The sequence below is a fragment of the Rhizobium sp. 10PS4 genome (genome assembly GCF_032464805.1).
GTDB lineage: Bacteria > Pseudomonadota > Alphaproteobacteria > Rhizobiales > Rhizobiaceae > Rhizobium > Rhizobium laguerreae.
In genome coordinates, this window is sequence record NZ_JAWDIW010000005.1 from 158,069 (window position 1) to 177,303 (window position 19,235).

The 19,235-nt window shown below is 60.6% G+C and carries 20 protein-coding genes, 1 pseudogene and 1 riboswitch; of the genes and pseudogenes, 9 read left to right on the forward strand and 12 right to left on the reverse strand.

The features are described 5' to 3' along the window. The first annotated feature begins 5 nt into the window (after positions 1–5). The 3 genes from RWJ89_RS11145 (at position 6) to maiA (ending at position 1,305) form a co-directional block, all read left to right on the forward strand. A complete protein-coding gene (locus RWJ89_RS11145; protein WP_168266266.1) occupies positions 6–422 on the forward strand; it encodes an organic hydroperoxide resistance protein in 417 nt (138 codons plus the stop codon). A gap of 65 nt (positions 423–487) precedes the next feature. Then, positions 488–649, forward strand: a complete 162-nt coding sequence (locus RWJ89_RS11150; protein ID WP_316028606.1) for a hypothetical protein — start codon at positions 488–490, stop codon at positions 647–649. A gap of 20 nt (positions 650–669) precedes the next feature. After that, on the forward strand, positions 670–1,305 hold the full coding sequence (maiA, locus tag RWJ89_RS11155) for a maleylacetoacetate isomerase (RefSeq protein ID WP_316028605.1): 636 nt from the start codon (positions 670–672) through the stop codon (positions 1,303–1,305). 92 nt (positions 1,306–1,397) lie between these two features. Here maiA and RWJ89_RS11160 read toward each other — a convergent pair. Both RWJ89_RS11160 and RWJ89_RS11165 read right to left on the reverse strand, forming a co-directional pair. Then, a pseudogene (locus RWJ89_RS11160) lies at positions 1,398–2,371 on the reverse strand (aldo/keto reductase). Between the two features lie 14 nt (positions 2,372–2,385). Then, the gene (locus tag RWJ89_RS11165; protein ID WP_316028604.1) at positions 2,386–2,781 is read right to left on the reverse strand and encodes a (R)-mandelonitrile lyase; all 396 of its coding nucleotides are present in this window, start codon (positions 2,779–2,781) and stop codon (positions 2,386–2,388) included. Between the two features lie 119 nt (positions 2,782–2,900). Between RWJ89_RS11165 and RWJ89_RS11170 the strand changes: the two genes are divergently transcribed. From RWJ89_RS11170 to RWJ89_RS11180, 3 genes are all read left to right on the forward strand, one after another. Further along, a complete protein-coding gene (locus tag RWJ89_RS11170; RefSeq protein ID WP_316028603.1) occupies positions 2,901–3,794 on the forward strand; it encodes a LysR family transcriptional regulator in 894 nt (297 codons plus the stop codon). Between the two features lie 107 nt (positions 3,795–3,901). Further along, positions 3,902–5,413, forward strand: coding sequence for an ATPase domain-containing protein (locus tag RWJ89_RS11175; RefSeq protein WP_316028602.1), 1,512 nt, complete (start codon positions 3,902–3,904; stop codon positions 5,411–5,413). Beyond that, positions 5,388–7,553 (forward strand): response regulator, encoded by a 2,166-nt coding sequence (locus tag RWJ89_RS11180; protein WP_316028668.1) that lies wholly within the window; start codon positions 5,388–5,390, stop codon positions 7,551–7,553. Before RWJ89_RS11175 ends, RWJ89_RS11180 begins: the two co-directional genes overlap by 26 nt. Here the strand turns inward: RWJ89_RS11180 and mobB are convergent. From mobB to RWJ89_RS11195, 3 genes are read right to left on the reverse strand one after another with little or no spacing between them, the layout of a single operon-like run. Then, on the reverse strand, positions 7,497–8,006 hold the full coding sequence (mobB, locus tag RWJ89_RS11185; protein WP_316028601.1) for a molybdopterin-guanine dinucleotide biosynthesis protein B: 510 nt from the start codon (positions 8,004–8,006) through the stop codon (positions 7,497–7,499). The two genes, RWJ89_RS11180 and mobB, sit on opposite strands and share 57 nt — an antisense overlap. Further along, complete coding sequence (gene mobA, locus RWJ89_RS11190) at positions 8,003–8,632, reverse strand: molybdenum cofactor guanylyltransferase MobA (RefSeq protein ID WP_316028600.1); 630 nt, start codon at positions 8,630–8,632, stop codon at positions 8,003–8,005. Before mobA ends, mobB begins: the two co-directional genes overlap by 4 nt. Positions 8,633–8,658: 26 nt before the next feature. Further along, positions 8,659–9,567 carry a DMT family transporter gene (locus tag RWJ89_RS11195; protein WP_316028599.1) on the reverse strand — a complete coding sequence of 303 codons (909 nt, stop codon included), beginning with the start codon at positions 9,565–9,567 and terminating at the stop codon, positions 8,659–8,661. 328 nt (positions 9,568–9,895) lie between these two features. Between RWJ89_RS11195 and RWJ89_RS11200 the strand changes: the two genes are divergently transcribed. Next, positions 9,896–10,663 carry an SDR family oxidoreductase gene (locus RWJ89_RS11200; RefSeq protein ID WP_131664994.1) on the forward strand — a complete coding sequence of 256 codons (768 nt, stop codon included), beginning with the start codon at positions 9,896–9,898 and terminating at the stop codon, positions 10,661–10,663. 86 nt (positions 10,664–10,749) lie between these two features. Here the strand turns inward: RWJ89_RS11200 and ribB are convergent, their stop codons facing one another. The 7 genes from ribB to RWJ89_RS11235 all read right to left on the reverse strand — a co-directional run bounded on the left by ribB (position 10,750) and on the right by RWJ89_RS11235 (position 17,249). Next, a complete protein-coding gene (ribB, locus tag RWJ89_RS11205) occupies positions 10,750–11,385 on the reverse strand; it encodes a 3,4-dihydroxy-2-butanone-4-phosphate synthase (protein WP_077978352.1) in 636 nt (211 codons plus the stop codon). A gap of 126 nt (positions 11,386–11,511) precedes the next feature. Next, a riboswitch (FMN riboswitch) is annotated at positions 11,512–11,662 on the reverse strand. Positions 11,663–11,854: 192 nt separating this feature from the next. After that, entirely contained in the window at positions 11,855–12,637 is a 783-nt protein-coding gene (locus RWJ89_RS11210) for a glucose 1-dehydrogenase (protein WP_077978351.1), read from the reverse strand. Between the two features lie 97 nt (positions 12,638–12,734). After that, entirely contained in the window at positions 12,735–12,875 is a 141-nt protein-coding gene (locus tag RWJ89_RS11215) for a hypothetical protein (RefSeq protein WP_165940254.1), read from the reverse strand. 28 nt (positions 12,876–12,903) lie between these two features. Then, positions 12,904–13,692 carry an SDR family oxidoreductase gene (locus RWJ89_RS11220; protein ID WP_131664997.1) on the reverse strand — a complete coding sequence of 263 codons (789 nt, stop codon included), beginning with the start codon at positions 13,690–13,692 and terminating at the stop codon, positions 12,904–12,906. A 22-nt stretch (positions 13,693–13,714) separates the two neighbouring features. Next, positions 13,715–15,193 carry a sugar ABC transporter ATP-binding protein gene (locus RWJ89_RS11225; protein WP_131642396.1) on the reverse strand — a complete coding sequence of 493 codons (1,479 nt, stop codon included), beginning with the start codon at positions 15,191–15,193 and terminating at the stop codon, positions 13,715–13,717. 27 nt (positions 15,194–15,220) lie between these two features. Further along, the gene (locus tag RWJ89_RS11230; RefSeq protein ID WP_020050236.1) at positions 15,221–16,150 is read right to left on the reverse strand and encodes a sugar ABC transporter substrate-binding protein; all 930 of its coding nucleotides are present in this window, start codon (positions 16,148–16,150) and stop codon (positions 15,221–15,223) included. A 118-nt stretch (positions 16,151–16,268) separates the two neighbouring features. Beyond that, positions 16,269–17,249 carry an ABC transporter permease gene (locus RWJ89_RS11235; protein ID WP_168323753.1) on the reverse strand — a complete coding sequence of 327 codons (981 nt, stop codon included), beginning with the start codon at positions 17,247–17,249 and terminating at the stop codon, positions 16,269–16,271. A 209-nt stretch (positions 17,250–17,458) separates the two neighbouring features. On the opposite strand from RWJ89_RS11235, the gene RWJ89_RS11240 reads away from it, so the two are divergent. After that, complete coding sequence (locus tag RWJ89_RS11240; RefSeq protein WP_316028596.1) at positions 17,459–18,271, forward strand: transketolase; 813 nt, start codon at positions 17,459–17,461, stop codon at positions 18,269–18,271. Next, positions 18,268–19,224, forward strand: a complete 957-nt coding sequence (locus tag RWJ89_RS11245) for a transketolase family protein (protein WP_221943685.1) — start codon at positions 18,268–18,270, stop codon at positions 19,222–19,224. The genes RWJ89_RS11240 and RWJ89_RS11245 overlap by 4 nt, the downstream gene beginning before the upstream one ends. Positions 19,225–19,235 lie beyond the last annotated feature (11 nt).

The window sequence follows — 19,235 nt, forward strand, 5'->3', positions numbered from 1 at the left end:
GTTCCATGACGAAGATCGACAAGGTTCTCTATACCGGCAGGACCCACACGACGGGCGGGCGCGACGGCGCATCGCACAGCGACGACGGGCATCTGGATATCAAGCTTTCGCCTCCGGGCAGCAACCGCGCCGGGACCAATCCCGAACAGCTTTTCGCCGCCGGCTGGTCTGCCTGCTTCGTCGGCGCGATCGGCATTGCTGCCGGCAAGCTGAAGGTCAAGCTTCCTGCAGATGCCGCCGTCAACGCCGAGGTCGATCTTGGGGCGACCGGCGGCGACTATTTCCTGCAGGCTCGCCTCAAGGTCAGCCTGCCGGGCATCGAAGCGGATCTGGCAAGGGCGCTTGTGGATGAAGCGCACCGGACCTGCCCCTATTCGAAAGCAACCCGCGGCAATATCAATGTCGAATTGAGCATTGCCTGACGGATGGGATCGATCGCCAAAAGAAACATGGCGAGGCCGGTCGGGCCTCGTCGATGGAGGATCCAATGAGACTGATGATCATCTGCTTTCTGGGTGCGGCGATTTTTGCAGCGCGCTGCATCTACGATGTAAGCTCACAGGAGCCGTCGCCGCTTGCCGGCCTCGTGACGGCGGCATCCGCAGCTTTATCCTTACGGGAGCAACCGCCGCTCCAGCTGCTCTTTTAGACTCACCAGGGAGAAAGATAGTGAAACTCTATCAGAACGAAATTTCCTCGGCGACATCTCGAGTCCGCATCGCACTCGCCCTGAAAGGACTGACGGCCGAAGCGCTGCCGGTGACCATCCTCGGCGAAAATGCTGAGAGCCGGCAAGCCGGATATCGCAGCGTCAATCCGCAGGGGCTCGTGCCCGCCTTGCTGACGGATAGCGGCGTCCTCCTCACCCAATCGCTGGCGATCGTCGAATATCTCGATGAGATAAAGCCTGAACCGCCGCTATTGCCTGACACCGCGGAAGGCCGGGCGCAGGCGCGGTCGATCGCGCTTGCGATCGCAGCCGAGATCCACGCGCTGCTGCCGCCGCGGATCGGTCTGCATCTTCGCGCCACGTTCCAGGCTGATGCCGATGCCATCACCGCCTGGGATCGTCATTGGGTCGGCGAGGGAATGGCCGCGGTCGAGACGATGATCGCCGGCCGCAGGCGGGGGACCTTCGCCATCGGGGATCAGCCGAGCATTGCCGACATCTTCCTCTTCCCGCAGGCGATCAGCGCGAGGCGCCTCGGCTTCGATCTCGCCCGATGGCCCAATATCGCCGAGATTGTCGCCAGGCTGGAGGCGATACCGGCTTTCCGGGATAATGCGCCGACACCGAGACGATGATGCAATCGATGAAGAAGCGGCCGCAGGTGGTTGTGACCGCTTCGCTTCTCGTGTTCGGATGAGAGATCGCCCTGACGGTCTTTCGGCCGCTTTTAGCGATCGACCCTTGCCTGCAGATGTGGGGGATAACGATCGCCTGCCACCTTGATCGTGGCGAGCGCGCTTTCGATGCTACGGAGATCTTCAGCCGTCAGTTCGACCTCGGCGGACTGGATGTTTTCCTCGAGGCGGTGCAGCTTGGTGGTACCGGGGATCGGCACGATCCAGGGCTTCTGCGCCAGCAGCCATGCGAGAGCCACTTGCGCGGAGGTTGCCTTCTTGCGGGCGGCGATTTCTCCGAGACGATCGACGAGCACCTGGTCGGCCTTTCGCGCCTCCTGAGAAAAGCGCGGCACGACGTTCCGGAAATCCTTGCTGTCGAAGGTGGTCGTTTCGCTGATCGCGCCAGTGAGGAAGCCCTTGCCGAGCGGGCTGAAGGGCACAAATCCGATGCCGAGTTCTTCAAGCGTCGGCAGGATTTCCTGCTCTGGTTCGCGCCACCACAGCGAATATTCGCTCTGCAACGCCGCCACCGGCTGGACGGCATGGGCGCGGCGGATCGTCTGGGCGCCCGCCTCCGAGAGGCCGAAGTGCCTGACTTTGCCTTCCGCGATCAGCGCCTTGACCGTGCCGGCGACATCCTCGATCGGAACATCGGGGTCGACACGATGCTGGTAGAAGAGATCGATGACATCGGTCTTCAAACGCTTCAGCGCCTGGTCGGCCACCGCGCGGATCTGCGGCCGCTCTGGCCGCCATTGGCATCGAAATTGAAGCCGGATTTCGTGGCGATCACCACCTCCTTGCGGAACGGGGCGAGGGCCTCTCCCAGAAGCTCTTCGTTCTTATAGGGGCCGTAGGCCTCGGCCGTGTCGAAGAAGGTCACGCCGCGTTCAAATGCCCGCCGGATCAGTGCGGTCGCTTCCTGAATATCTGTCGCCGGGCCATAACCGTAACTCAGCCCCATGCAGCCGAGACCGATGGCCGAGACTTGAAGTCCGCTCTTTCCAAGTTCACGCTTCTGCATAGACGTTTCCTTTTCTAACCTTGGTATTGCGTGTCGGTGACATGCTCCATCCAGTCGACGACCTTGCCGTCGAGCTGTTCCTGGATGGCGATATGGGTCATCGCCGTCGTCGGCGATGCACCGTGCCAATGGCGTTCAGCCGGTGCGAACGAGACGACGTCGCCGGCGCGGATCTCCTCGACGGGACCGCCTTCGCGCTGCACGCGACCGAAGCCCGATGTGACGATCAGCGTCTGGCCGAGCGGATGAGTGTGCCAGGCGGTGCGGGCGCCGGGCTCGAAGGTGACGCTGGCGCCCGCCGCTCGTGCGGGGCTGGTCACGGCAAACAGCGGGTCGACACGCACGCTGCCGGTAAACCAATCGGCCGGTCCTTTGGCCGAGGGCTGCGAACCGCTTCGTTTGATCTCCATCTTTGCCTTCCTTTCGATGTCGGGGTGGACATGTCCACTCGAGTAGCAAGGTATTAGCGCGTGTGTTTGCTCGCGATTAGATGGTATAAACGACAAGAACCCATGAGGAAATTTCATCAATGCCGCGCCCTGTCGTCAATGACCTCATCGCCTTCCTAGCCGTCGCGCGCGCTCAAAGCTTCACCAAGGCGGCGGGCAAGCTGGGTGTGTCGCAATCGGCGCTCAGCCACACCATCCGCGGGCTCGAGGAGCGGCTTGGACTGCGATTGCTGACACGCACGACCCGCAGCGTCGCGCCGACAGAGGCCGGCGAACGCCTGCTCGTCTCCATCGGACCGCGGCTCGACGAGATCGAGAGCGAGCTGGCTGCCTTGAGCGCGTTGCGGGAGAAGCCGGCAGGCACCATTCGCATCAATGCCGGCGAGCATGCGGCCGATGCCGTCCTTTGGCCCGCCTTGGAAAAGCTTCTGCCCGATTATCCCGATATCAATGTCGAGATCATCGTCGACTACGGTCTGACTGACATCGTCGCCGAGCGTTACGATGCGGGGGTGCGGCTTGGAGAACAGGTGGCGAAGGACATGATCGCAGTGCGCATCGGCCCCGACATGCGCATGGCCGTGGTCGGCGCTCCCGCCTATTTCGACACCAGGCCGAAGCCGCTGACGCCGCAGGACCTTACGGATCACAATTGCATCAATCTGCGCCTGCCGACCTATGGCAGCGTTTATGCATGGGAGTTCGAGAAGGGCGGGCGCGAGCTCAGGGTTCGGGTCGAAGGACAGTTGGTCTTCAACAATATAGCCCTGCGGCTGAACGCAGTGCTGGCTGGTCTTGGGCTGGCCTATATGCCGGAGGACTTGGTCGAGGCACATCTTGCCGACGGGCGGCTGGTGCGAGTCCTCGAAGATTGGTGCCCACCATTTTCCGGCTACCATCTCTACTATCCGAGCCGCCGGCATACGTCGCCGGCATTCGCCCTCGTCGTCGATGCGCTTCGCTATCGGAGTTAGATCGCCGACCCCAGCCTCGGATCAGCACGTCGGGATCATACGCGCTTGACCATTTGACATTCCTTCGACCGCCACTAATTCACAGTATAAACTGAAGGAAACAATGAATGAATACTGCTGTGCCTGCCATGAAAGCGCGGACCGGAGTGTCCGGTTTGGACACAATTCTGGCAGGGGGCCTTTCGCCGGGGCACGTGTTTCTCCTGGAGGGAAATCCGGGGGCGGGCAAAACAACGATTGCGCTGCAGTTCCTGATCGAGGGTGCGCGGCTCGGCGAGCAGGGGCTCTACATCACCCTTTCGGAAACCGAGAGTGAACTCCGTGCCGGTGCCGCATCGCACGGCATGGTGATCGACGGTAATATCGAGGTGTTCGAGGTCGTACCTCCGGAAAGCCTGCTGGATGCCGACCAGCAGCAGAGCCTGCTTTATTCATCAGATCTGGAACTCGGAGAGACGACAAAGGAGATCTTTGCCGCTTTCGAGCGGATTAAGCCAAGTCGCGTGGTACTCGACAGCCTGTCGGAGATAAGGCTTCTAGCTCAAAGCTCGCTGCGCTACCGCCGCCAGATTCTTGCGCTCAAACATTACTTTGCCCGGCAGGGGGCGACAGTCCTCTTGCTCGATGATCTGACGTCCGACGTGCTTGATAAAACGGTGCATAGCGTCGTGCACGGGGTTATCCATCTTGAGGAGATGGCGCCGAGCTACGGCGCTGAGCGCCGGCGGCTCAGGATCACGAAATACCGTGGGCAAGCCTTCCGCGGCGGTTTCCACGATTTCACCATTCAAACCGGCGGTGTCGTTGTTTTTCCACGTCTCGTCGCCGCCGAACATCGGTCGAGTTATGTCCGCGACGAGTTATCCTCAAATATTCCGGAACTGGACCTCCTATTAGGCGGAGGGTTGGAGAGAGGTTCCAGTACGCTTATCCTCGGTCCATCCGGTACCGGTAAGAGTACTTTCTCATTTCAATTCCTGGTCGCGGCGGTTGCGCGTGGCGAGAGAGCGGCGGCCTTCATCTTCGACGAAGAGCTTGGCCTGCTCTTTACGCGGCTCAAGGCGCTCGGAATAGATCTCGAGACGCTAAGGAGCAGTGGTCTAATTCACATCGAACAGCTCGACGCCGCTGAACTGTCACCAGGTGAATTCGCGCATCGCGTGCGCCAGTGCGTGGACAAGTCGAACGCCAAGACCGTCATCATCGATAGCATCAATGGCTATCAAGCATCCATGCCGGATGAAAATTCGCTGATCCTTCACATGCATGAGTTGCTTCAATATTTGAACAGGCAAGGCGCCAATACCTTCCTTACCGTTGCACAACATGGGCTTGTCGGCGACATGAAGGCGCCTGTCGACGTGACCTATCTTGCGGACACAGTCATACTGCTGCGTTACTTCGAGGCTGCGGGGAGGGTGCGGCGAGCGGTCTCCGTGATCAAGAAAAGAACTGGGCTGCATGAGGATACAATCCGAGAGTACCGTATCGACAGTTCGGGGCTGACGTTCGGGGATCCTCTGGTCGGGTTCCAAGGTGTGCTTCGCGGCGTTCCCGAATTTGTCACTAGCGCAGAGCCGCTCCTGTCGACTGATGGCGGGGATCGCGGCAATTCCTAACTCCGTAAAGCCGAAAGCATTGATCTATACTCCCGCCGGACGCGATGCCCAGGTGGCGGTATCGCTAATCGACGAAGCCGGCCTATCATCGATTGCGGCTGCCGACCTGAATGTCTTTGCCTCTTTACTGAACGATGAGATCGCGCTTGGCGTGCTGACCGAAGAGGCCGTTCGCTGGAGCGATTTGAAGCCGATTGCTGCCTGGGTCTCCGCCCAGCCAAGCTGGTCCGATCTACCGTTCATCGTGCTCACCACGCGCGGCGGCGGGCCTGAACGAAATCCGGCCGCTGCCAGGCTTTCCGAGGTTCTGGGCAACGTCACTTTCCTGGAAAGGCCGTTCCATGCGACCTCCTTCATCAGTATTGCGCGGACCGCGTTAAAAGGGCGCCTGCGCCAATATGAGGCTCAAGCTCAGCTCGAGGCTTTGGGCGAGGGCGAGCGACGGTTGCAGACGGCGCTTGCAGCCGGTCGTCTTGGGGCGTGGGAGCTGGAGCTATCCTCGATGGCCCTGTCTGCCTCGGCCACCTGCAAGGCAGTCTTCGGCCGAAAGCCGGACGATGATGTCACACGCGACGATCTGATCGCAAGCATCCATCCCGACGACCGGGATCTTGTGCTGGCACGCCTGCGCGAGACGATCGATACCGGACGCGACTATTCGATCGAGCACAGGACAATCTGGCCGGATGGTTCACTCCATTGGACGGAGGTCCATGCGCAGCTTTATTCCGACAGATATGGTTCCGCCAGGAAACTCGTCGGGGTCTGTTCCGATACCACCGCCCGCAAGACCATCGAGGAAAATCTGAGACGCCTCAATGAAAACCTCGAAGAGCGTGTGCGGGAACGGACGAGGGAGGTCAACGCCGCTCACCAGACGCTGCTCGAAGAAGTCGCCCAGCGTGAAAAAGCCGAGGAGCAGCTACGTCAATCGCAGAAGATGGAGGCAATCGGTCAGTTGACCGGCGGCGTCGCCCACGATTTCAACAACTTGCTGATGGTCGTTCTTGGAAATCTGGAATTGCTCGGCAAGCACGTTGCCGGAGATGCCAAGGCGACGCGTCTGGTTGAGGGGGCAGTTCAGGGTGCGAGGCGCGGAGCGGCTCTGACGCAACGTCTGCTGGCTTTTGCCAGGCAGCAGGATCTGCAGGTCAAGCCCGTCGATCTGGCCGAGCTGGTCTCCGGCATGAACGACCTGCTGCGGCGCTCGGTCGGATCCTCGATCAGCATCGAAACCAATCTGCCGACAAGCCTGCCGCCGGCCCTGGTTGATGCGAACCAGCTCGAATTGGCGCTGCTCAACCTTGCAGTCAATGCCCGCGATGCTATGCCGGACGGAGGGGCGCTGTCCATCTCGCTACGCGAGGAAAATGTTGCCGGCGATAAGGGTGGTCTCGGCGAAGGGCCTTATCTTGTCTTGGCGGTGGCCGACTGCGGCACCGGCATGGACGCGGAGACCCTGAAGAAGGCAGTCGATCCGTTTTTCTCGACCAAGGAACTCGGAAAGGGCACGGGCCTAGGCTTGTCGATGATCCATGGACTTGCCGTTCAGCTCAATGGCGCACTTCGTCTGACAAGCGAGCTTGGGGTGGGGACGACCGCGGAATTGTGGCTTCCGGCGACGGCCTGGCGAACCGAGGTGCCGGCCGAGTCGGAGGTGGTTGTTGAGCAAGCCGCATCCAAACTGAAGATCCTCCTGGTCGATGACGACGCCTTGATCGCCATGAGTTCGGTCGACATGCTTGAAGATCTCGGCCACGAGGTCGTCGAAGCAAACTCCGGCTCGCAGGCGCTGGAACTGATCAGTAGCGGTCAGCATTTCGACCTTGTCATCACCGACTATTCAATGCCCGGTATGACTGGCGCACAGCTTGCCCAGGCCGCGCGGGATATTTATCCGGCATTGCCGATCGTGCTGGCGACAGGTTACGCCGATCTTCCTGCCGGGACCGATATCGATCTTCCGAGATTGGCAAAACCCTATGATCAGGCTCAACTCGCCAAGGAAATCGCCAAAGCAATGGCAAGCGAAACGGCTCCGCTTCTTAGATCCGGCGGCGACGCAGGTGGTTCAAAGCCTCGGCTATTCAAGGCCGACGATGTCAGCGATGAAATCGGCGATGGCGCCTGTGTCGTCTAGATCGAAGACCGGCAGGGCCGTATCCGTGACGGCATGATCGGCGGCGATAGCGCAGATATGGGGATCGCTCGGCGCCAATGGTTCACGATTTGCAGCTTCCAGGCGGCGGGCCTCGATCTTCGGGATCGGCTCGCGCTTGTAACCTTCGATCAGCACGAGGTCGCAGGGGGCGAGGCGGGCGAGGATCTCCTCGAACTCAGGTTCCGGCGCACCGCGCAGCTCGTGCATGATGGCGTAGCGGGTGCCAGAGACGATGGTAACCTCGTGGGCGCCGGCCTGGCGGTGGCGGTAGCTGTCGGCCCCGACCTTGTCGATGTCGAAATCATGATGGGCATGCTTGATCGTCGAGATCCTATAGCCGCGGCGGGTGAACTCCGTCACCAGTCGGACGGCGAGCCCCGTCTTGCCTGAGTTCTTCCAGCCGGCGATGCCGAAGATTTTCGGTGCGGTCATGCGCGGAGGGCCTCCAGCCAGCGTTCCGCCTCGACGAGATCATCAGGCGTGTTGATGTTGAAGAAGGGATCGAGCAGGCTGGCGCGGGTCGGATGCAGCGGGAACGCCACTTCCGTAACGTCATGCCTTGACAGGAAGTCGCGTACGCGGCGCTTCTCGTCGGCGGCGATCCAGGCTTCGAGATCGGCGGCCAGCGTCACTGGCCAGAGCCCGAAGACCGGATGGCTGCGGCCCTCGGAGGTGGCAATGGCGATCTGCGACGAGTGCTCGATCGCCGCCGCCAGCCGGGCGACGAGATCGGCCGGGAAGAACGGGCAATCCACCGAGACCGTGACGACGTGGGTGATTGAGGGAAGGCCGGCGGCATAAACCATAGCCGCATGGATGCCGGCCATTGGTCCGGCCTTGCCGGGAAAACGGTCGGGAACGACAGGCACTTCCTCGGGGGCGGTTTCGGCATTGACGGCAACGAGCAAGGCCTGTTGCGAGAGGCGGGTCAGCACATGGTGGAGCAGGTTCTCGGCCCCGAGCATTACGCCCGCCTTGTCGCGGCCCATGCGCTGCGAACGTCCGCCGGCCAGCACGACGCCCGCTATATGAGATTTATCCAACGAGAATTCAGCCATTATCCTTCCTCAGCCATCATCTTGCTTCAGACGGGCGCGCGCGGCGCAGATTTCTGCGCGATCGGCGACACACGGCGCTTGGCCTCACGATAGAACGTATAGAGGCCGGAGGCGATGACGATCGCAGCCCCGACGAGCGTCCAGCTGTCAGGCACTTCGGCGAAGAAGAGGAAGCCGAGCAGAGAGGAGAAGATCAGGCTGGTATAGCGGAACGGCGCGACGAAAGAAATTTCGCCGGTGCGCATGGCGAGGATGACCGACTGGTAGCCGACGAGCACCAGTACCGAAGCGAGCGCGAGATGCCCAAGCGCTGCGGCGCTGACCGGTTGCCAGCCGCCGAGCACCGGAATAAGCAGCGCGCCGAAGAAGGAGGCTGATATGGCGGTGATGACGGTTATCATCAGCGAGGGAATCTCGGGACTGATGCTCCGGGTGGCGAGATCGCGGCCAGCCGTCGTCAGCACCGCGGCAACGCAGAGGAGGGCGGCGGCGGTGAATCCCTCAGGGCCGGGGCGGATGATGATCATCACGCCGACGAGGCCGACGAGGATCGCCGACCAGCGCCGCCAACCAACCGGCTCGCCAAAGAAGAGCGCCGCACCGAAGGTGACGACCAACGGCAGCGACTGCAGGATCGCCGAGGCATTGGCGATCGGCATCATGCCGAGCGCGGTGATATAGGTGACGGCGGCGAGCGCCTCGCAGATGATCCTGAAGATGATCATCGGCTCCAGCACGATGCGCCAGGAACGCAGCGCGCCCATTCTCCAGGCAATCAGATAGACGAGCAGGCTGGTGAAGAGGCCGCGCAAGAACATGATTTCGCCGGCGTTCATATAGGCGATCACCGATTTGGACAGGGCGTCGCTTGCGGAAAAGCCGGCCATCGCCAAGCTCATATAGATGGCGCCCTCAGTATTGCGTGACCGCGGCATGAAGAGATTCCCGTTACCTGTGCGCTCCTTTTAGTCGCGAAGATGCATCAAGGGAATCGGATGAATGTCACACAAAGCATAAATCGATGATGCGATGCACAGTAACGCTGACATCAACGCAGGCGTGTGAGTGGAGATCGCCGCAAATCACCGTTTTATAACGTGAATCCCAATACTTCCGACGCCGCAATCAAGGCGCCGATGGGGACGCGCCGTCGCGCTGCCGGTTCGTCCATAGGCGTTTTTCTCTTCCTGCGCGGGAAACGGGTGGCTGCACCGCCTGATGTTTGAGCATCTCAGATCTCGCAACAACGAAGGAGAAACCGATATGACACTTCTGAACGACAAGATCGCCATCATCACCGGCGCAAGCTCCGGCATCGGCCGCGCGGCGGCGAAACTCTTTGCGCGGCAAGGCGCCAAGCTCGTGGTCACCGGCCGGCGACAGGACGCGCTCGATGCCGTCATCGCAGAAATCGAGGCGGAGGGCGGACAGGCCGTCGCCATATCAGGCGATGTCAGGGACGAGGCGCTGCAGGCAAGGCTTGTCGAGACGGCGGTCTCGCGCTTCGGCAGGCTCGACATCGCCTTCAACAATGCCGGCATCCTCGGTGAGATGGGGCCGGTTGCCGGGCTGTCGCTGAAGGGCTGGCGCGAGACGATCGAGACCAATCTCACCGCCGCCTTCCTCGGCGCCAAGTACCAGTCGGCGGCGATGGGAAAAGGCGGCGGGTCGCTGATCTTCACCTCGACTTTCGTCGGCCACACCGCCGGCATGCCTGGCATGGCGGCCTATGCGGCGAGCAAGGCGGGGTTGATCGGTTTCGTGCAGGTGCTCGCCGCTGAACTCGGAGCTCAGAAGATCCGCGTCAACGCACTGCTTCCCGGCGGCACCGACACACCCGCCAGCATTACCAACGCGCCTGATGCCACGCCGGAGGTGCTCGCCTTCGTCGAGGGATTGCATGCGCTGAAACGCATGGCGCAACCCGAAGAGATCGCCAATGCGGCGCTTTTCCTCGCCTCCGACATGTCGAGCTTCGTGACCGGCGCGGCGATGCTGGCTGACGGCGGCGTTTCGATCAGCCGGACTTAAGGCGGACAAGCGAAGGTGCCGTCAGGGTCATCACTGCGGCATGTTCTTTGTTGCGGCGGGCTATGCCGCCGCAACAAAGGCATCGATCAGGCGACCTCGCGTACGTCTTTTGCCGCCTGGCGTTCGAGATAGGCGACCAGATCCTCGATGGTGACGAGGAGGAGGTTGTGGCGTTTGGCAAAAAGGGTGAGTTCGGGCAGGCGCGACATGGTTCCGTCGTCATTGGCGACTTCGCAGATGACGCCGGCCGGGGTCCTTCCGGCGAGGCGGGCGAGATCGACGGCGGCTTCGGTGTGGCCGGGGCGACCGAGCACGCCGCGGGGGTTGGCGCGCAGCGGAAAGATGTGGCCGGGGCGGGCGAATTCGTCAGGCTTTGTGCGATCGTCGACGAGGGCGCTGATGGTCGCGGCGCGGTCCGCCGCAGAGATGCCCGTCGTCGTGCCCTTGAGATAATCGACCGAGACCGTGAAGGCGGTTTTGTGCGATTCCGTATTGTTGGGCACCATCAGCGGAATATCGAGCGCATCGAGGCGCTCGCCTTCCATGGCGATGCAGACGAGGCCACGGGCGTGGGTCATCATGAAGGCGATTGTTTCCGGGGTGACGGCATCGGCCGCGACCACGATATCGCCTTCGTTTTCCCGGTTCTGGTCATCGACGACGACGACCATCTTGCCGCTGGCAATGGCTGATATGGCATCTTCAATTGTTGCGATAGTCATGCTGTCTGGCCTTTCAAGGGTTATGTCAGCGGACTGACATGGTCTGCTCGGCTCAATCCGTGAGCGAGCCTTCTGCCCTTGGGCGAACAAACGTCGGCCGACTCCGGGAGGGAGTGCGACTGCCCGTGTTGTCCTCTTCCATCCGGACTATACCGTCGGCTCCGGCATCTCACCGGATCTGCTGACCTTCCGACAGGAGGTGCCGGAAGCGCTCGCGGGCTCCAGGATTGCTCCTGATACCGCCGGTGGGGAATTACACCCCGCCCTGAGAACATTTCAAAGATAGGATCAAAAACAGGCGGATGGCAAGGTCACACGACCGGGCAAAAATGCAAAGCTGCCCTAACGCCGATGGACACACTGTTCACACGGAGGCGACGACCGTGTCGCCTTCCGCGCTTCGTTGGTGGTTTGATGTTTGTTTCAGGTCGTTGTCTCAAAGCCGCTGCACACTTTTGGGCGAAATGTATCAGGACATGATCAGGCCGCCGTCGACATTGATCGTCTGGCCGGTGATATAGGCGGCATCCTCGCTGGCGAGGAAGGTCACCAGGCCGGCGACGTCTTCGCCGGAGCCGGCCCGTTTCATCGGGATGCCCTCGACCCATTCCTTCATCAACTCGCCGGGGGCGTAGTTGCCGAGCAGCTTGCCCCAGGCCTGGTCGTTATAGGCCCACATGTCGGTCTCGATGATGCCGGGGCAGAAGGCGTTGACGGTGATCTTCTCAGTCGCGACTTCCTTGGCCAGGCTCTGGGTGATGCCGACGACGCCCATTTTCGAGGCGGCATAATGCGGCGTGTAGATAAAGCCGTCACGGGCCTGGCCGGAAGCGGTGTTGATGATGCGGCCGCCGCGCTTGTGCTTGCGCATTCTTGATATCGCCTCCTGGGCGCAGAGGAAGACGCCCTTGGTGTTGACGGCCATGACCTTGTCCCACTCGTTTTCGGTCAGGTCCTCGACGCGGGCAATGGTGATGACGCCGGCGTTCTGGATCGAGACGTCGACCGAGCCGAATTCCTTCTCGGCGGCATCATAGAGGGCGGTGACGCTCGCCTTGTCGGTGACGTCGCCGATGAAGGAGATCGCCTTGCCGCCTTCGGCCCGGATCTGTTCGGCAACGCCGTGAACCAGCTCCTCGTTGGCCGAGACGACGAGATTGGCGCCTTCTTTCGCAAAGCGTTTGGCGATCGCCGCTCCGATGCCGCGGCTACCCCCGGTAATGACGACGGTCTTCTGCTCAAAGCGTTTCATGCTCTTTCCTTGTCCATCGATAAACAGCAAATCTGGATGCGAACTACCATGCGATCATCATTGGGAGCTCAACTGGTTGTCGTGAATTCAGGCAGTCCTAAGCGCTGATGACGACGCCTGAGCTCTCCGTCCGTTCAATCAGCGCGAAGGGCGGGCAGACGACGATATCGCACGCCGTCGTGCCCGTTATTCCCTTCAGCGCCTCGATCTCAGCCAGGGAGGAAGCGAGATCGGTCACTTTCCCGCGGCGGCAATGAGCTTTCCCATCACCAGCAGCAGAAACCGCCGTCAACGAGAAGATCGACGCCGGTCACGAAACTCGCTGCATTCGACAGCAGGAACACCGCCGGACCTACCATCTCGTCCACCGCTGCCATGCGCTGCATCGGCGTCTGCTCTTCGAAGAGCTTGGTCTGGTGGACCATCTCCGGACGGGTGTTCATGGGCGTTGCCGTGTATCCGGGGGAGATGGTGTTGACGCGAATGCCGCGGTCGACCCATTCCATCGCCATAGACTTCGACATATGGATCACGCCCGCCTTGGAGGCGTTATAGTGCGCTTGGCTCAGCCCCCGGTTCACGATCACGCCGGACATGGAGGCGATATTGACGATGGAGCCGCGCCCATTTTTCAGCATGGCGCGAGCCTCTGCCTGGCAGGAAAGAAAGACGCCTTTGAGGTTGATATCCATCAACGTCTGATATTGGTCCTCCTCCATTTCTTCCGCTGCGTTCGCGTTCGCGATGCCCGCCGCGTTGACTGCAAGTGTCAATGGGCCGAGATCTGCCTCAGTACGTGCTATTGCCTCTCCAAGGGAAGACTTGCTCGTGACATCCGCCGCGATCTGGATCGAGCGGCGGCCGGCGGCGCGAATATGTTCAGCCGTCTTGGCCAGTCCGTCGTCGGTTCGGCGGTCGAGCAGCGCCACGTCGGCGCCGCATTGCGTAAGGCCGATGGCAATGCGCTGACCAATACCGCTGCCGGCTCCGGTAACGATGGCAACCTGGCCGCTGAGATCGAAAAGCTTCGGGGCGTTCAGAGTGATGTCGGACACCGCTCTTCCTTTCTCTGTCTGTTTAGATGGTAGCTAGCTCCATGACCGAAACGTCATTTGCCTGGTCACGATTGAGAATCCCCGCCTGCTTGCCTTGCGCAAGCACGAGAATGCGATTGGAGACTCCGAGAACTTCTTCGAGGTCCGAGCTTACGACGATGACCGCGACGCCCTGTTTGGCAAGATTGACGATGATGTCGTAGATGCCCGCTCTGGCGCCGACGTCGATGCCTCTCGTAGGCTCGTCGAGCACGACGACCTTGGGATCGCGCATGAGCCACTTCGCGATCACGACCTTCTGCTGGTTGCCGCCGGATAGGTCCGAGGCGTGCTGTTCAGCACGGCCCTTTACCCCGAACTTGGCAACTGCTTTTTCTGCAAAGGAGCGCTTGACGCGCGGCGTGATCCAACCGCCGCCGAGTTTGTCAAGATTGGCATAGATAATGTTCTCGCTGATCCGGTGCCCGACGATCAGGCCTTGCTCCTTGCGGTCTTCCGGAACCATCACGATACCCTTGGCGATTGCGTCCGCCGGATCGCGCAGCCTGAGTTCCTCGCCTTCCAGCTTGATCGAACCAGCACTGATTGGGTCTGCTCCCGAAATCGCACGCACCAGTTCGGTGCGGCCGGCGCCGACCAATCCGGCGATCCCCAGAATTTCCCCGGCCCGGACCTCGAAGGTAACGTCACGGAACGAGTTGTCCGGCGAGCTCAGCCCGGACACCTGGAGTACGGGACGATCTGTCGGAACCGGCAGGGTAGGGAACAAGCGGTCAAGCGGGCGCCCGACCATGCTCTCGACAATCGTTCGCACCGGGGTCGCGCTGTCTGAGAATTCCTGCACGCGCTCGCCATCGCGAAGAACGACGATCCGGTCGGTTATTCGCTTGATCTCTTCCATGCGGTGGGAAATGTAGACGATGCCGACACCTTGTGAGCGAAGCTTCCGAACCTGTTCGAAAAGAGCTTCCGTCTCCGCACCGCCAAGGGCGGCTGTCGGCTCATCGAGAATCAGGAGCTTTGCGTTGAGAGCCAGCGCCTTGGCGATCTCGATAAGTTGCTGATTTGCCGTGGAAAGGCCGGCGACCGTCCGCGTTGCGGGGATGTGAAGGTTCAAGCGAGCGAGCTGGTCCTGGGCCCGGCGAACCATCTGAGCGCGGTCGACGACGCCGTTCTTCATCGGCCAACGTCCGATGAAGACGTTTTCCGCGATCGACAGCTGCGGCAGAAGCTGCAGCTCTTGGTGGATCAGGACAACGCCCTTGTCGATCGCTTCCCTTGGTGTGGCCGGGGCATAAGGCTGCCCCAGCCACGTCATTGATCCTTCGGATGGTGTGCGGGACCCGGCGATGATGCCCGATAGCGTTGACTTGCCTGCTCCGTTTTCACCGAGAAGTGCAACTACCTCGCCCGGATAGACGTCCAAGCTGACATTCTTCAGAACCTGGAGCGGCCCATACCATTTGGATATGCCCCTCAGGGAAAGAACTGGATCAGTCACGGCACACCTCCTCTAGACTCGACTTCATTACGGATGGTTGGCGATGAAGCCTGCGACGTTTTCCTTGGTTGTCAGCGTGGCATCCATAAGCTGCACCGGGGGTACCTTTTCTCCGGCGACAAGCTTGGCGGCATTTTCGACCGCATCGCGGCCCATCTTCTGCGTCTGCTGGGTCGCAGTTACGTTGAAGACGCCCTTGCTGAGTGCCTCGAGAGCTGCGGTGTCGCCATCGAAGCCGCCAACCACGATCTTCTGGGAAGGATTGGCGACCTTGATCGCCTGGGCGGCGCCAAGTGCGAGGCCGTCGGCCTGTGCGAACACGATGGAAACGTCAGGATTTGCCTGCAGCATATTCTGCATGATCTGGAAGCCTTCGTCCTGGCTCCAGATGTTCGAGAACTGTTCGGCGACAACCTTGACGTCCGGATATGCCTTGAGAGATTCAGCGCAGCCCTTCGAGCGGTCGACTTCCGGCGTCGTGCCCTTCTGGCCGTGGATGATGACCATCTTCCCTTTGCCGCCGGCTTCCTTCAGAATGTAGTCGCACACGGCCTTGGCAGACGCGACGGAATCCGTTGCAAGGAAGGTATCGCCGGGTGCTCCCTCGGCGTTGCGGTCAACGTTCACGACCGGAATACCAGCGCTCTTGGCGAGTTTGACCGGAACGGTCGCAGCGGCCGCGCCGGCCGGAATGTAGATCAGCGCGTCGATTTTCTGGGTCAGGAGGTCCTGGATCTGGTTGACCTGCGTCGGCCCGTCGCCCTTAGCGTCGACGGTGATGACTTCGATGCCGCGCTTCTTGGCTTCGGCTTCGACCGATTGCTTGATCTGGTTGAAGAAGTTTGCCTGAAGGTTGGCAACGGCCAGGCCGAGCTTCTTCAGTTCCGCCGCGTGTACGGGGCCGAGTGTGAGGCCGAGCAGTGCAGCAGACGCGAGCATGGTGCGCGCTATTTTCATTGTATTTTCCTCCGTTGTTAGATGAAACCCTCGGGTATGTCCTCCCCCTCGGGGTATTGATCCGACCCAAATTCTTGGGGCGGAATTTCTGGTCCGCTGACGCGGCGGACCCCGCTCGTCAGGCGCGACGCCGACGAATGGTCTCGGCGCCGACCGCAAGCACGATGACGATGCCGATGATCACCTGCTGCAGGAACGGCGAGACGTTGAGAAGGTTGAGACCGTTGCGAAGCACACCGATGATAAGAACGCCGATCAGCGTTCCACCGATGCCGCCCGCGCCGCCGGAGAGCGACGTCCCGCCGATGACGACCGCAGCGATGGTGTCCAGTTCATAACCCAGACCACTGGACGGCTGGACGGAATCCAGCCGCGCGGCGAGCACGATTCCTGCGAGCCCCGCAAGGACGGCACTCACGACATAGACGGCTATCGTCACGAGCGGGACGTTGATACCGGCCAGGCGTGCGACTTCCGGATTTCCTCCCACCGCGTAGAGCATGCGACCTTCGGACCGGAAGTGCAGGAAGAGCCACGCGGCAAGAACAACCGCAAGCATGAGAAACACAGTGGCTGTCAACACGCCGAAATGGCGATCGATCGCTAGCATCATGAACCAGTCGGGGAATCCGACGATCTGTTGGCCGTCGGTGATCATATTTGCGACGCCGCGAGCCGCGGACATCATCGCAAGAGTGGCAATAAAGGCTGGAACCCTGAACTGCGTCACCAGAAGTCCGACGATCAGGCCCGAAACGCCCGATGCGACCAGAGCAAAAGCGATCCCGACCGGCAACGGTAGACCGGCGACGTTGGCGGTCCAGCCCATGACCATCATCGCCAGAGCAAGTGCCGAGCCGACGGAAAGATCGATGCCGCCGATCAGGATGACGAACGTCATTCCGACGGCCATGATGCCGAGAACAGTGATCTGATCGAGGATGTTGAGGCCGTTTCGAACCGAAAGAAACGTGTCTGTGCTGAGGCTCAGAAAGACGCACAGTGCGAGCAGTCCCACGAGTGGGCCGGTAGCTCCCTTGAGCTTGCTCAGCCAGGCTCCGGACGACAGCCTGTGTTCATTGATATCGAGCGCCACCATTGCTCCTCCCTATGCGTAGGCTTGTATCCGATATTTGTGCACGGTAGAATAATTATTCATGCCTGCTGGAAAATTCATTAACAACTTGCTATCCGGCTGTCAATAAGCTTTCTCGTGGCGTGTGCTCTCGCGGGCCGCTTAAGGGGCTTGACTAATCGGCCTGTTATGCAAAAATATTGATGACTGAATATTTATGCACGGAGGAATCCATGGACCCTATAGAACTTGAGCGCATCGCCCGCCAGATCCGATTGCGCGATCTCCAGGCGGTCTTTGAAGCGGGCGCCGGCCATATTGGCGGCGAGATGTCGGTCATCGACATTTTGACGGCTCTGTATTTTCGTGTGCTGAATGTCTGGCCGGATCAACCCAGACATCCCGACCGCGACAGGTTCGTTCTTTCAAAGGGGCATACGGCATGCGCGCTGTATGTAACGCTCGCAAAACGCGGCTTTATCCCGGAGGATGAGATTTCCACCTTCTTGCAGCCGCATTCGAGGCTGAACGGCCATCCAAATTGCAACAAGGTTCCTGGCGTCGAAACGAATACCGGGCCGCTTGGCCACGGTCTCCCGGTCGCGGTAGGAATGGCGATAGCGGCCAAGCTCTCGAGCGCCAAATATCACACCTACGTCGTGACCGGCGACGGTGAGATGCAGGAGGGCTCAAACTGGGAAGCGATCATGGCGGCCGCTCAGTTCAAGCTCGATAACTTGACCTTGGTCATCGATCACAACAGGTTCCAGCAGGGCGCCGCTCTGGCCGAAACCAACGATCTCGCCCCGCTTCGTCCGAAGCTTGAAGCGTTCGATTGGGAAGTCAGCGAAATCAACGGCAACAACATGAGCGAAATCGTTCCTGCTCTCGAACACCGGGGGTCAAGACCTCATTGCATCGTTGCGCATACCAACAAGGGCCATGGAATATCGTTCATGCAGGACCGGGTCGACTGGCACCATAAGGTGCCAAGTAAGGAACAATACGAAATCGCATTGGCAGAATTGTCGGAGGCACTGTCATGAACGCGCCAATAAACGCACCCAAGCTCTACGATTGCCGCGACGCATTCGCCACTACGCTTGAGCGGCTGGCAGCCGAAAACGAAACGATCGTTGCCGTCTGCAACGACTCTGTGGGTTCCTCCAAACTCGGCGGCTTCAAGACGAAGTTTGCAGAGCGCCTCGTCAATGTCGGCATCGCTGAGCAGAACATGGTGGGGGTTGCAGCAGGCCTCGCCAATGGCGGACGCATTCCGTTCGTGTGCGCCGCTGCCCCGTTTCTCACGGGACGGTCGCTGGAGCAGATCAAGGCCGATATTTCGTATTCGAATGCCAACGTCAAGCTGGTCGGCATTTCTTCGGGAATGGCGTATGGCGAACTCGGCCCGACCCATCACTCGATCGAGGATTTTGCCTGGACGCGGGTTCTGCCCAATCTTCCGGTCATCGCGCCTTGTGACCGCATCGAAACAGCTGCTGCGGTTGAGTGGGCCGCGGCCTACAACGGGCCTTGTTTTCTGCGTCTGTCTCGCGTTGGTGTCCCGGATCTGCTTCCGGAGGGTCACAAGTTCGAACTCGGCAAGGCAAATCTCCTTCGCCAGGGTTTCGACGTCACCCTTATCGCCAATGGCACTTTGACTCATCGCATCTTGAAGGCTGCCGAAATCCTCGCAGACCGCGGCATCAATGCCAGGGTGCTCAACCTCGCAACGGTTCGTCCGATCGACGAGGAGGCTATCATCGCCGCGGCGAAGGAAACCGGAGCGATCGTCACAGCCGAAGAGCATTCGATCTTTGGCGGGCTCGGTTCCGCGGTAGCCGAAGTGGTGGTCGACAATGCTCCAGTCCCGATGAAACGTCTCGGAGTTCCTGGCGTCTACGCTCCGACCGGTTCGGCAGAGTTCCTGCTCGACGAATTCGGGATGGCGCCGTCCGCAATCGCCGACGCCGCGCAGTCGCTGATCAGGCGCAAGTAACTGGGATCACG

What these genes read in the sequence shown, in the direction of transcription:
- RWJ89_RS11145 (WP_168266266.1), top strand. Translation starts at nt 6, where the DNA reads ATGACGAAGATCGACAAGGTTCTCTATACCGGCAGGACCCACACGACG.
- RWJ89_RS11150 (WP_316028606.1), top strand. Translation starts at nt 488, where the DNA reads ATGAGACTGATGATCATCTGCTTTCTGGGTGCGGCGATTTTTGCAGCG.
- RWJ89_RS11165 (WP_316028604.1), bottom strand. Translation starts at nt 2,781, where the DNA reads ATGGAGATCAAACGAAGCGGTTCGCAGCCCTCGGCCAAAGGACCGGCC.
- RWJ89_RS11170 (WP_316028603.1), top strand. Translation starts at nt 2,901, where the DNA reads ATGCCGCGCCCTGTCGTCAATGACCTCATCGCCTTCCTAGCCGTCGCG.
- RWJ89_RS11175 (WP_316028602.1), top strand. Translation starts at nt 3,902, where the DNA reads ATGAATACTGCTGTGCCTGCCATGAAAGCGCGGACCGGAGTGTCCGGT.
- RWJ89_RS11180 (WP_316028668.1), top strand. Translation starts at nt 5,388, where the DNA reads ATGGCGGGGATCGCGGCAATTCCTAACTCCGTAAAGCCGAAAGCATTG.
- mobB (WP_316028601.1), bottom strand. Translation starts at nt 8,006, where the DNA reads ATGACCGCACCGAAAATCTTCGGCATCGCCGGCTGGAAGAACTCAGGC.
- mobA (WP_316028600.1), bottom strand. Translation starts at nt 8,632, where the DNA reads ATGGCTGAATTCTCGTTGGATAAATCTCATATAGCGGGCGTCGTGCTG.
- RWJ89_RS11195 (WP_316028599.1), bottom strand. Translation starts at nt 9,567, where the DNA reads ATGCCGCGGTCACGCAATACTGAGGGCGCCATCTATATGAGCTTGGCG.
- RWJ89_RS11200 (WP_131664994.1), top strand. Translation starts at nt 9,896, where the DNA reads ATGACACTTCTGAACGACAAGATCGCCATCATCACCGGCGCAAGCTCC.
- ribB (WP_077978352.1), bottom strand. Translation starts at nt 11,385, where the DNA reads ATGACTATCGCAACAATTGAAGATGCCATATCAGCCATTGCCAGCGGC.
- RWJ89_RS11210 (WP_077978351.1), bottom strand. Translation starts at nt 12,637, where the DNA reads ATGAAACGCTTTGAGCAGAAGACCGTCGTCATTACCGGGGGTAGCCGC.
- RWJ89_RS11230 (WP_020050236.1), bottom strand. Translation starts at nt 16,150, where the DNA reads ATGAAAATAGCGCGCACCATGCTCGCGTCTGCTGCACTGCTCGGCCTC.
- RWJ89_RS11235 (WP_168323753.1), bottom strand. Translation starts at nt 17,249, where the DNA reads ATGGTGGCGCTCGATATCAATGAACACAGGCTGTCGTCCGGAGCCTGG.
- RWJ89_RS11240 (WP_316028596.1), top strand. Translation starts at nt 17,459, where the DNA reads ATGGACCCTATAGAACTTGAGCGCATCGCCCGCCAGATCCGATTGCGC.
- RWJ89_RS11245 (WP_221943685.1), top strand. Translation starts at nt 18,268, where the DNA reads ATGAACGCGCCAATAAACGCACCCAAGCTCTACGATTGCCGCGACGCA.